This window comes from Paraglaciecola arctica, from assembly GCF_018861065.1.
Taxonomy (GTDB): Bacteria; Pseudomonadota; Gammaproteobacteria; order Enterobacterales; family Alteromonadaceae; genus Paraglaciecola; species Paraglaciecola arctica_B.
The window spans coordinates 1-12,289 of the sequence record NZ_JAHKQO010000019.1 but is presented as its reverse complement, the minus strand read 5'-3'; the positions used below and the strand labels follow the sequence as shown (position 1 = coordinate 12,289).

At 40.5% G+C, this 12,289-nt stretch carries 11 protein-coding genes and 1 pseudogene; 7 read left to right on the top strand and 5 right to left on the bottom strand.

Translation table 11 applies throughout. From position 1 onward, the window contains the following. Positions 1 to 116 precede the first annotated feature (116 nt). Together KO534_RS07500 and KO534_RS07495 are read right to left on the bottom strand one after the other, a co-directional pair. Positions 117 to 1,721, bottom strand: a complete 1,605-nt coding sequence (locus KO534_RS07500) for an alpha/beta fold hydrolase (protein ID WP_354667914.1) — start codon at positions 1,719 to 1,721, stop codon at positions 117 to 119. A 99-nt stretch (positions 1,722 to 1,820) separates the two neighbouring features. Further along, the gene (locus KO534_RS07495) at positions 1,821 to 2,765 is read right to left on the bottom strand and encodes an alpha/beta fold hydrolase (protein WP_215929008.1); all 945 of its coding nucleotides are present in this window, start codon (positions 2,763 to 2,765) and stop codon (positions 1,821 to 1,823) included. A gap of 380 nt (positions 2,766 to 3,145) precedes the next feature. Here KO534_RS07495 and KO534_RS07490 point away from each other — a divergent pair, with 380 nt between their 5' ends. From KO534_RS07490 to KO534_RS07480, 3 genes are read left to right on the top strand one after another with little or no spacing between them, the layout of a single operon-like run. Then, entirely contained in the window at positions 3,146 to 3,742 is a 597-nt protein-coding gene (locus KO534_RS07490) for a TetR/AcrR family transcriptional regulator (protein WP_215929007.1), read from the top strand. Further along, complete coding sequence (locus KO534_RS07485; RefSeq protein WP_215929006.1) at positions 3,739 to 4,485, top strand: efflux RND transporter periplasmic adaptor subunit; 747 nt, start codon at positions 3,739 to 3,741, stop codon at positions 4,483 to 4,485. The genes KO534_RS07490 and KO534_RS07485 overlap by 4 nt, the downstream gene beginning before the upstream one ends. 4 nt (positions 4,486 to 4,489) lie before the next feature. Then, a complete protein-coding gene (locus tag KO534_RS07480) occupies positions 4,490 to 7,522 on the top strand; it encodes an efflux RND transporter permease subunit (protein WP_215929004.1) in 3,033 nt (1,010 codons plus the stop codon). Between the two features lie 91 nt (positions 7,523 to 7,613). Here the strand turns inward: KO534_RS07480 and KO534_RS07475 are convergent, their stop codons facing one another. Genes KO534_RS07475 through KO534_RS07465 form a run of 3 tightly spaced genes read right to left on the bottom strand, consistent with a single transcriptional unit; the run spans position 7,614 to position 9,463 of the window. Beyond that, the gene (locus KO534_RS07475) at positions 7,614 to 8,291 is read right to left on the bottom strand and encodes a TVP38/TMEM64 family protein (RefSeq protein WP_215929002.1); all 678 of its coding nucleotides are present in this window, start codon (positions 8,289 to 8,291) and stop codon (positions 7,614 to 7,616) included. A 3-nt stretch (positions 8,292 to 8,294) separates the two neighbouring features. Next, positions 8,295 to 8,672, bottom strand: a complete 378-nt coding sequence (locus KO534_RS07470; protein WP_252732015.1) for a DUF2141 domain-containing protein — start codon at positions 8,670 to 8,672, stop codon at positions 8,295 to 8,297. 59 nt (positions 8,673 to 8,731) lie between these two features. Then, positions 8,732 to 9,463: an SDR family oxidoreductase gene (locus tag KO534_RS07465; RefSeq protein ID WP_215928999.1), complete on the bottom strand. Its 732-nt coding sequence runs from the start codon at positions 9,461 to 9,463 to the stop codon at positions 8,732 to 8,734. Between the two features lie 92 nt (positions 9,464 to 9,555). Between KO534_RS07465 and KO534_RS07460 the strand changes: the two genes are divergently transcribed. From KO534_RS07460 to KO534_RS23855, 4 genes and pseudogenes are all read left to right on the top strand, one after another. Beyond that, on the top strand, positions 9,556 to 10,098 hold the full coding sequence (locus KO534_RS07460) for a Crp/Fnr family transcriptional regulator (protein WP_215928998.1): 543 nt from the start codon (positions 9,556 to 9,558) through the stop codon (positions 10,096 to 10,098). A gap of 103 nt (positions 10,099 to 10,201) precedes the next feature. Beyond that, the gene (acuR, locus tag KO534_RS07455) at positions 10,202 to 10,834 is read left to right on the top strand and encodes an acrylate utilization transcriptional regulator AcuR (RefSeq protein WP_215928997.1); all 633 of its coding nucleotides are present in this window, start codon (positions 10,202 to 10,204) and stop codon (positions 10,832 to 10,834) included. Between the two features lie 46 nt (positions 10,835 to 10,880). Then, positions 10,881 to 11,867 (top strand): acrylyl-CoA reductase (NADPH), encoded by a 987-nt coding sequence (acuI, locus tag KO534_RS07450; RefSeq protein ID WP_215928996.1) that lies wholly within the window; start codon positions 10,881 to 10,883, stop codon positions 11,865 to 11,867. Between the two features lie 280 nt (positions 11,868 to 12,147). Beyond that, positions 12,148 to 12,289, top strand: a pseudogene (locus KO534_RS23855) (DUF3718 domain-containing protein); the annotation flags it as partial.

Here is a 12,289-nt window from a genome sequence, read left to right as displayed (position 1 = left end):
TTGCGAGCAAGTTCAACGAAGATAGGAGCAATAATAGCGGTGCTGGACGGTATGGCTTATCCCGAGTTCAGTTTATTTAGAAATGCTTAGTCGCAGTTTATGAACCCAGTTTACAGTTAATCACTGTCTAAAACGCCCTGAACCCAATCGGGATATTCTTGCATAAACAAAATGAATTCTCGTTCCAATTCTGTCTCTGCGGGCACTTTGCCTTGTGCTGCCAAGATAAAATGTTTGTGTTGCTGTTTCTGAACCGGTTTAATACGGTCATGAGCCAACAACACTAAATACTTGGCCGCATACTTGAATAAGTGTTTAGTGGTAGGCCTATATTCATCACTTAACTCTAAGTCAAATCCTCCCTTTGCTAATGCAGCCATACTCTTGTCAGAAAAGGTACTTTTAACACCAGACATCACATTAAAAAGACGTTCAATCATTTGTTTATTTGCCAAAATATCTACGTGGCCACTATCAAATCCAAATGTTTGTTTGGCTTGGGTTTGTGCTTGGGAATGCAACTGACTGGAAAGTGGCACCACACCATCATTATTTTCACCTAACTTTAATGTGCTTGAGTTTTTGAAGGCATAAAATAAATGGTGCTCCACCCACTCTGGCAACGGCTTTCTGTATAAGCGTTGAATAAAACTGTTATGAGGATTTAGGTCTCGCCATGCAGGTAATACAATCAAGCCTTTATCTTCTCCCTTTGCTGCGCTTGGATGCCCCCCAAATGGACTGGCGATTGAAACGAAGAGCTCTACTTTGTTTTCCTCTTGTTGCCCTTTGATTTTATTTAGGGCCTCTCTTACAACAATCCCTCCCATGCTGTGTGCGACGACTATGACTGGCATTTCCCCCAGAGAAATCACTTGGCCTGCAAGAAACAGGTTATAAAAAAAGTCCGCAAGCTGGTCCAAATCCCCGCCCGATGGATAATAAAAAAACCATGGCCGATATTTGTCCCTATCCAGTTGATTTAATATGGGTTCAAACGCCCTTGGACTATCTCCTATGCCATGTACAAATATTACCGGGATTTTGTGCACTTCATCTTCTTCAAGGGCGTAAAACATAGTAGGAGCATGCTCTAGAAAAGACGCAGGATCGTACATACCTAAGGTTGACATATTTTTATCAAACAGAGGGTCACTAAGGGTGCGTATGGTTCCTGACGGATAGAATAGCGATGATTCAGCTACGCCTTCAGTAGGCAGTATAATATTCTCCTCTCGGTTTGAGGTTTTTGGCTCAGTTAACAAAATTTCAAGTTGGCTAACGATTAATTCTGGATAAAGGCTACGATTGAGGGTGAGTTTTCTTTCCCCTACGACTTCGGTTTGATCGAAAATATGATTGCCGTCAATATCAGCATAAACCAATAAGTCATATTTCCCTTCAGGTAGGTTTAGTCCGAAATGGGTGCCCGAAGCACCACCAGCAAACATAATGTCGACACGTTCGTTTAGTTTGAATTTGTCGGAATAAGCTGCAATTGCTAGTGGTTTATCAGTGTATACACCCAATTCACTGGGCGTTTTACCTATCACAAAAAAAGTTTCACGATCCAGCAGATGTTTCAGGTTAGTCTGACTTGGATCTGCATTTTGAATCTTAGTGTAATTTGCTTGAACTGAACTGTATTTAAGGTAGGTACATGAAGTCAACAGCACACAAATTACTAAGTAGCCAAAGCGTTGAATATTAGTTTGATTCACAATGAATGATGCTCAACTATACCTTAAAGTGAATGCAATCATACTATTGACAGTTAGCAAAGGTAAAACCCATCCAAAGATATAAATTTATTGATTGTTCTAATGTAAAAATCTCTCCAACACTTCAACCGTTTGCTGTGGGCCTTCTTCGTGGGGTACATGTCCTAAATCAGCAAATGTCACCAATTGGCTATTGGTTATTTCACTATGGAATTGCTGTCCAACACTTATCGGGATTAAATTGTCTTGTTCTCCCCAGATGATCAGCGTGGCCTGAGATAACTCACCTAGCCTGTTAGCAAGTGGACCAGCTTTGGTTTCAACAAAACGTTTCGCCAATGCCTCTCTATTGCCTTCTCTGATATTCAGCTCAAAGTATCTGTCTACTAACGCTTCAGTGACTTTAGCTGGGTCAGCATAGACATTTTCTACACTGCTTTTAACTATAGATCTTGGCATAATATCGCCTAACAAATATTTAAGTAACGGCGAGCTAGAAATTCGAAACGCAATAGGTACCGATTTCGACTGAAATGGAATACCACTGGAATCTACCAAAACCAGTTTATCGACACGGTCAGGATAAAGCACCGCACTACTCCATGCTACATACCCACCAAGAGAATTTCCTGCCACTATCGCTTTTTCAATACCCAACTTATCCATTAATAACACTAAGGTTTGCGCATAATCTTCAATTCGGTATTTTCCCTGAGGATGAGGCCCAGTTAAACCAAAACCCTGCATGTCAAAACGAATAACCCTATGGTGATCCGCTAACACTTGTGTCCATCCGTCCCATGTATGCAGCGATGCGCTGGTGCCATGTACCAAAATAATCGGCAGCGGATCATCCTTTGGACCTTCATCGCGATAGTGAACTTGCATACCAGAGAGTGTTATGAATTGTGATGGTGGTTTTGCCCAGCGTTGGGTGAGTTGTTCAACTTTAAGGTCTGGCTCGCTGTAAGCAATCGTAAAGTAAATATACATACTCAACACTATGGCGACCAACAATAAACAACAACGAATTACATATTTCACTCTACATCCTTAATACTTAGCCCAATACACAACCCTGTAAATAGTCCACTACCAAGGCGGTGCAACTTAAAATAAGCATACTGTCATACAGGCTTTGTTAGTTTCAATGCTCTCCACCGTTAATATGCCACCAACGAACTTATTTCGAATGACTTAGCAACGGCTGCCACTTTGCACCTAACCTTTAACAGCTTTGGGCTGACCCATTAATAGTCCCCCGACGGCTACGCAAACACAATAAGAGCTGCCTTTTTGACACACCTAAAGTGACAAATCCCCTGTAAATAAATCTGTCTTTTTTACCTTGTATAAATTAACATCGATTTAAATGACCGACTGTCGGTCATTTAAAATATTCCCGCTGGAACTGCGTAATAAAAATGGCGATTATAGTAGATAAAGATAAAAAGCGACGAGATATAGCGGCTGCTAGCACTGCGCTATTGCTAGAAAAAGGCTTTAAAAATCTGACCGTTACCGAGATAGCTAAGAACGCTGGTATAGGTAAAGGTACGGTTTATGATTATTTCAGTAATAAAGAAGAAATTGTGTTTGAAATCATTCGAACGTTTATCGAAGAACATCACAATTATCTGTTAAGTCACACTGACCAAGAGACTTCCACTAAACAAAAAGTCTTATATCTGTTCGATTTTTTCTTATCAGAATACAAGTCTTATGAAAAACACCAAGACGTTTACAGAGAATATGTGAGTGTCTCCCTATCGACCAAATCAAAAGCTATGCTGGAGTTCAACAGTGAATGTTCAGTTTTTATCAAATCTATTCTCGAAAACATCATAGATGAAGGGATCCAAAAAGGTGAAATTAAACCTATTGGCAAACGTCTAGTTGATGGACTGATTAAGACAGAAAGGGGTTATATGATACTTGCTTGGGCACAAGGGCAAAATTTAAAAGTAGAATTTAAAGACTATATAGACACCCTATTCGAATTAATAGAGATCAAAAAATGAAAAAAGTCATAACGTTAGCGCTACTACTTTGTTTAAGCAAAGTACAAGCGAAAGAAATTTATGCAACATTTACGGTACACGCAAAACAAGGAGCCAGCTTAGCATTTAATTACAGCGGAATTGTCAGTGAACTGCATGTCGACATTATGAGTGTAGTGAAAAAAGGGCAAATTCTCGCAACTTTAGCCAATGACGATTTAGTGGCGACCACCAATGCCTCTAAAGTGACCTTAAAATATGCCAAATTAGATCATGAAAGGTATAAGGATTTATTCAAACAAAACTTGGTTGATAAGGCCATGCTTGACAAGTACGCCATGGCGCACGAGGCCATAGAAGCTCAAATTGCTTTAGAAAACGCTATCTATGAAAAAACTATTTTGAGAGCCCCATTTGACGGTGTAATCAGTAAAAGAATGATTGAGTTAGGTGACGTTGTCAGTGGGCAAATGATAAAAACCGCCTTTAACTTACAAAGTGAACATGCTCGAATTTTAGTGGTGGAATTTGATCAAAAGTACAATTCTGATGTCAAAATTGGCGATACTTTTTTGTATAAAGTCGACGGTGATGCAACTCAATACGAGGGAAAAATTTACAGAATTTATCCTGAAGCCAATTCAGACAATCGAAAAATTGCCGTACAGGTAATTGCTACAGATTTGAAAGTGGGTTTGTTTGGAGAAGGCAAAATAATCACTTCTGATCCTAGCAATCATTCCACTACAGCAAGCAAAGAATAGTCTAATGTATAAATTTGCAATCAATCGCCCTATCACTATTCTGATGGCCGTAATGGCTTTGTTAATATTTGGCCTTAAATCCTATACCTCAATGCCCTTGGCACTTTTTCCGAATGTGGATTTTCCGATAATCACTATCCAGACTACCTATCCAGGTGCAGATGCTAGAACCGTTGAATCAAAGATTACCGATAAAATCGAAGAAGCGGTTTCGGGTATCAATGGAATCGATAAATTGGACTCAACCAGTTACGAAGGGTTGAGTTATGTCATCGTTAGATTTGATTTAAAAATGGATATAAACGAGGCAGCCAATGATGTTCGCGATAAAATTGGCGGAGTAATCTTACCGGATAATGCCCTTGCGCCTTTAGTACAAAAGATCAGTACAGCTGGCGAGGCAATCAGTTTATTTGTAGTAAGTAAGACCGGTGACATGTCGGCACTAATGCAACTCGTCGATGAAAAAATCAAACCTAAATTGCAGCGTATTCCCAATGTGGGTGATGTTGACATTGACGGTTACCAAGACCGAGAAATTCGTATTTTGGTAGACCCCTATTTACTCAACAAATACAACATTTCAGCGATTGAATTACAAAATGTGATTAGCAATGAAAACTTCAAATCCAGTTCGGGTAAAAGTATCAACGACAAACAAGAGCTGATTATCAAATTTCAGGGTGATTCTAAAGATATTCAATCCTTATCGAATATTGAAATAAAACCTGGTGTGCGTTTAAAAGACGTCGCCAAAGTATTTGATGGATTAAGCGACGTGGAAAGTTATTCGTCTTTTAATGGTCAAGTGGGTGTAATGCTGAACATCATGAAAATTTCAGGTACCAATGTCATTGGCATCATTGATGAAGCCAAAAAATTACTGCCTGAATTGCAAGCGTTAGCAGGAGATGATTATCAAATTAATTTGATTAAGGATCAGTCTGACAAAATAATGCACAGTGTTGATCAAGTGAAATTCGATTTGGTGTTTGGTGCGGTACTGGCGATAGTGATTGTATTCATGTTCTTGCGAAACCTAACGGCAACCATAGTTTCGGCGCTGGCTATCCCTACTTCTATTATTGGCACCTTCGCGATCATCGATTATATGGGTTATGACCTTAATAAGTTAACCTTGATTGGATTGACTTTGGCAATTGGGATTTTCATCGACGATGCCATAGTTGTCATCGAAAACATCAGCAAAAAAATGGAATCTGGCATGGAGGCATTTCAAGCTACCTATGAAGGTGTGCATGAAATAGCATTTTCATTATTAGCTATATCAGCGATGCTGTTAGCAGTTTTTATACCTGTCGCCTTTATGGGGGGATTAGTCGGTAAATTCTTCAACGCCTTTGCCATGACTGTGGCTTCGGGCATTGCCTTGTCTTATTTTGTGGCGATCATGTTTATACCCACAGTAGGTGCCCGCGTGTTGAAACACAAAGAAACCAAATTTCACGCAAAAACTGAACCCTTTTTCCAGTCTTTAGATAACGCTTATGTGAGTATTTTAAAACCACTGATCCGTTTCAAATACATTACGGTGTTAGTGACTTTTGGGGTCCTTGTTTTATCTAGCAAAATATTCACCAACGTAGGTATGGATTTTGTTCCTTCAGAAGATAATAGCGAATTCCAAATTACCGCTAAAGCTGAAGTAGGTACCTCAATTGAAGAAATGAAAAATAGAATGCAACCGATCATAGACGCCATCAAGGACGATGACATGGTTGACTATTATGCTTTAAGTATTGGTTATACAACCGCCAACGAATCCCACAAAGGTTTAGTGTATGTAAAGTTAAAACCTATCGAGCAACGCGGATTAGGACAGGCTGACATTATCGATAATTACCGACAAGAGTTTGCGTCCATCCAATCTATGGCGTTAGCAGTTGAAAAAATACCACCAATCAACACTGGAGGAAGTAATGCGCCGGTACAAATTGTGATCACCGGTGATAGTTTAGAAAAACTCAGCCAAATATCACAGCAAGTATCCGACATGTTGAGCACCTTCGAAGGAGCCGTAGACGTCGACAGTGACTACCAAGATGGCAAACCAGAAATTACTATTTCTATGATCAGGCATAACACCTCAAGGTTAGGCATTACGGCAACGCAAATAGCCGCTTTGCTCAACTCTAATTATTCCAGTGACAGTAAAATCAGTGATTTTGAGCAAAAAGGTCGAGAATACGATATCACTTTAAGATTTGATGACGAAAGTCGCGCCAATATGGATAACATTAAAAAATTACAGATCCGCGCCGCCAATGGCGAATATGTGTTTTTGGATGGTTTAATTCGCTTTGAGCAAAATAGTTCAATAGCCACGATAAACAGATATGATCGCGAACGTAAAGTAATGGTCAGCAGTAACATTTCCAACGTACCGCTTAATGCAATTGTCACCCAAGTTGACGCTAACATCACCGATATATTGCCTGAAGGTTACAACTACACATTTTCAGGTGATGTTGAAAAAATGCAAGAAACCGCAGTGTCATTCAGCACCGCAGTTGGCTTAGCAGTGGTGCTAATCTACTTGATATTAGCAGCTCTTTACGAGTCGTTAATTCAACCTATTATTATCATGGTCACTATGCCTCTGGCTTTTACGGGGGTAATAACCGCACTAGGACTTAGTGATAATAACTTCTCACTCTTTGTGATGATTGGCATAATTTTGTTGTTAGGAATGGTGGGGAAAAATGCCATTCTGGTGGTGGACTTTGCCAACCGAGCGATAAAAGACGGTGCATCCGTTGACGATGCACTCATTCAAGCAGGCGAAAAACGTTTACGTCCAATTTTGATGACTACCTTTGCTATGGTCGGCGCCATGATGCCTTTAGCCTTTGGTAGTGGTGCAGGCCACGAAATGAACTCACCTATGGCGCTATCTGTAATAGGCGGTTTAATTAGCTCAACTATTTTAGCTTTATTGGTCGTGCCGGCCTTTTATAAAATATTGTACCCAGTGGATAGCTGGATCAGAAAATGGTACGAAGTGGGCAAAATTTAAGCCTTACATTGACTTAACACAAGTGAACTAGACACGCTGAAATCAGAGGCAATGGCTACTGATATCAGCGTGTCTATTTTCTACAAAATTTTTAAGTCACACGCCTAACCTTTTGCATTTTATCTCTTCTCACTTTACGTTTAAAAATTGTCCAGCAAATCGCGAACACAGCACTTAATCCAAGGGCGGCTATAATTGCCGGTTTAGGATCATTCACACTACTAATAGAGCCAGAATAAGCGGCAATGAGTACATAGGGTAAACTCACTAGGCACCACGCTAATTTGAAGCGTAAAAATGGCATACAAGTCATACCTGCTAAACACGCTGAAACTTCTGGCAAAATCGGCGTTGCCCGAGACAGTAGTATCATTACAAAACCATGTTTTGTGAAACTCACTTTTAATTGCTCGCGTTGTTGTTGCTGCTTTAACAACCTATTTAAAAAACGTTCGCCATATAAACGACTAATCCAATAACCGCTTGTACCCGCTAACATGACACCTATCAATGCAGCAAACGCGCCGAGTCCAAAACCCAAAAAATACCCTGCCAGTATACAAATCGAAAGTGTCGGAATTGCCACAAATAAATCAGCAAACAATAGAATAATCACCACCACCACAAGCACACTATCCGAAGCTTGATGTGCCTGTTCTAACCAAGATTGGATTTGTTCTAGGCTCAACACTCCAAATACTTTGGCAAATATGAATGTAGATGCAAAAATGACGGCAATAACAAGAGTAACTTTAATAAGTGACTTCATGGTTTATGGATACCTTAAGGTAATCGAGAATTGAGATATGGGATCTTTGATAGTCACTTTGGATTTTTGATAGTTGGGAGGTCCAGTTAACCCAATTTTTTGCTCATTAGAAAATCCCAGTCCTTCTACAGGCAGAAAACCAGTCCAATTTTTGGTGACCTTGCCGTCGCCATTTTCATCATGTAGTACTTTAATTGCCATCTCTTGTAATTGAGTATTAAAGGAAAACAGTATTTCGGTTTGGTTGGCTTTGACAGTTGTTGAATGGATCGCATCCTGATGTTTTTTAGGGAAGCCAGTGTGTGAAAACAACATCACGATTAAAGTGCCACCACGTTTTACATCGACTCCTTGCACTTTTACCTTTATTTCATTTGCCATTGTTGACTCCGTCGTCGCTATCATCAAAAAAACAATCGCACCTATAATGCTAAAGTGAGTCATGCGTTCACCATGATTCTTTTTGCAACACTAGGCACTATTCGTAGTAACCATCGCAGTAGTTTTACTTTGCCAATATCGTGTTCAATGACACTTTCACGGATTCCTGTTAATAGGGATTGTGCGGCGAAATGAGAGCTAATTTTGTTACTTCCTCTCCCCTCTGTCATAGGTGTATCTACAACCGGCATAAACGCCTGCAGTACGGCGACATGACTATCTTTAAGTTGGTGATTTAATGATTGCGAGAAACTATTTATGGCAGCTTTAGTCGCGCAGTAAACGGCCGATGAAGCTTTCGGAGCCAAGGCCAACCCTGAATTAACATTCAACACTACGGCTTTTTCAACTCGCTGTAATAGTGGTAGTAAGCCATGGGACAACAAACAAACCGCTGTTAAGTTGGTATTGATTTCCGTTGAAATTGCGGCTGGATCATAGTCTTGGTCAGTCATTTTTTTCGAATATTGCATAGCCGCGTTGTTAATTAACACGTCTAAAGACCTATGCTTTTGTAATAAACACTGCACCAAAGCACTTACATCACTGGGACAAGACAAATCACAGCAATGGGTTTCTAACATGGGATATTGCACATTGAGGCTTTGCAGCACCTTTGTATTGCGGCCCACAACGATCAATTTATTATCAATTGCCAATTGATGCACAATTTCTAAACCAATCCCTGAGGTTCCTCCAGTAATTACTATACGTTTATTGGTCAATATCATTGAGTTATCCTTTTATTGAGTTTGTGCTCTTTAAGCCGCACAATTATTCAATAACAATCAATGCTCCTTCATTAACCTGGGTTAACAAAGTGATGAAACTTTCTGAATTATTCCGAGAAAAAGGTGTGCAAGAGCACTACAAAAAAGGCCAACACATTTTTAGGCAGGGTGATGAAAATGTGAATTTGTACTTTGTTCAATCCGGATTCTTAAAAGCTTATTACTTATCTAACGATGGCAAGGAACAAGTAAAATCCTTTATCACCCCCAACTCGGTTATGGGTAGTTTGGTATCTTGTTATGCAAAAGGTAAGTGTTCGTTTAGTCTCGCGAGTATAGAGGCCGCGACCTTAATCAAGCTCCCATTTAGTTATTTGCTAAAACACAGCCAAGAAAATTTGTTGCTAGCCAATCAATTGCAAAGTTTGTTGCTAGATCTCGCTATGAAAAAAGAAAAACGTGAGTATGAGTTTTTGTGCTTGCCTGCTGAACAACGTTATTTGCAATTACAAAATGACACCCCAGAGTTGTTTACAAAAGCAACCCAAAACGATATCGCCCATTACTTAGGTATTACTCATGTCGCGTTGAGCCGCATTAAGAAGAGACTGAGCTCAAATAGCTCAGCTCTGTGAGGGTTGAATTTACGTACTTAATGGTAATGGTGGCAATTCTAGCGAATTGGTCATCTAAAAATATTAATTGCAATTAACTAGACGATCGGTCTAATATAAGTATATGACTACTTCCGCAAATAAGCCAAGACGTGGACGCCCGCCCAAAGTGACTAGGGAAAACCACGATACTAAAGCAGAACTTATCCGCAGTGGCTTAGAGCAGCTAACGGAGTGTGGTTTTGCTTCTTCGGGAATAGAGCCTATTTTAAAGAAAGTCGGTGTACCTAAAGGTTCCTTTTATCATTACTTTGCCAGTAAAGAAGCATTCGGCGAAAGTGTTATTGCTCACTACGACAGATATTTTTCTGACAAGTTAGACATGCACCTTTTAAACACAGAATATTCCCCTCTTAAGCGACTTCAGAACTTTGTGGATGATGCGGTGCAAGGCATGACTCGTCATGATTTTAAACGTGGCTGTTTAGTGGGTAATTTAGGTCAGGAAGTGGATGCGTTACCTTCAGGATTTCGCAGCCAATTAACGACAATTTTTATGGGCTGGCAACAACGAATCGAAACCTGCTTAATAGAAGCCCAAGCATCTAAAGAAGTAGCCCAGAATGCAGATTGTACCCAAGCCGCCGAGTTTTTTTGGATTGGATGGGAAGGCGCTGTCAGTCGCGCTAAACTAGTTCAAAACGCTGAGCCATTACGGCTTTTTATTCAATATTTTTTACACGCGTTACCTAAGTAAAAATTTTTTAACTATTAATAGACGATCGGTCTAAATTGGAGAGCATATGTTTAAAGGCATATTAATTAACAAAGACGAGCAAGGTTACCACGCTGCACTGCAAAACATTGACGATAATGTTCTGCCCCAAGGTGATGTCACAGTAAAGGTTTTATACAGCACCTTGAATTACAAAGATGGGCTTGCTATCACAGGCAAAGCGCCAGTTGTTCGTTCATTTCCTATGATACCTGGGATTGACTTAGTGGGAGTGGTTGAACAAAGTGAGAGTAGTCAATTTAAGGTTGGCGATAGGGTGATCCAAAATGGGTTTGGCGCGGGTGAAAACCACTGCGGCGGGTTAGCACAAAAAGCTCGCCTAAAAAGCGAATGGCTCATTCCCTTGCCCACGGCTTTCACGCCCAAACAGTCCATGATCATTGGCACTGCTGGATACACTGCCATGTTATGCGTCATTGCTCTTGAAAAAAACGGCGTCACACCCGACAAAGGTGAAATATTAGTTACCGGTGCCAATGGTGGCGTAGGCAGCTTTGCAATTTCGATTCTAGCTAAGTTAGGTTACACAGTAGTGGCCTCAACAGGTCGCATGGAAGAAGTTAACTATCTGCAATCACTTGGCGCGACTGAAGTCATTCACAGGGATACCTTATCTAACCCTGGCAAGCCCATGGCTAAAGAACGCTGGGCTGGAGTTGTCGATTCTGTAGGTAGCCATACTCTAGTCAACGCATGCGCCAGTACCCAATATGGTGGAACAGTAGCCGCCTGCGGTTTAGCGCAAGGCATGGATTTACCCGGTTCGGTCGCCCCCTTTATTTTACGGGGTATCACCCTAGCAGGTATTGATAGCGTTATGCGCCCAATCACTGACAGAAAAGAAGCATGGAAACGTTTAGGTGAAATCTTAAAGCCTAGTGTGTTTGACAGCATCGCTGAAGAAATCAAACTCGATACAGTAGTGGCTACCGCTAGCCAGCTATTAGCAGGGGAAGTACGTGGCCGCATTGTCGTTGATGTACAAACAGAGTAATCACGCAGCGGTCAGTATTGGCACGAAAATGACTCACTAGCCTTACAATTGGCTGCGAACTACTAGGTTTTCAAAAAGTAACAACTTGCCTGTTTATGCTTTCAAAGCATAGCCTCAGACAATGAGGCTATGCTACTTGCTCACCAATCAAGCTTATAACTTCTCATACCTAAGTATCACCTCTTAGATTTTTTAATCAATTCAAATGGTTTTTAATGACTCCATCGACACGCAGCAATACCTGCGAAATAACAATAAACTAAACTCGAGGAACTTAACCATGTTGAAAATAGTTAAAACTTCTATCGCTATCGCTACTATCTCTTTATTCACTGCGGGTAACGCACAAGCTGATGTTGGCGAAGCTTTACAAAATATCTGTACTATCGTTAAAGCCGATGACAAAGGTGAACTACGTAAAA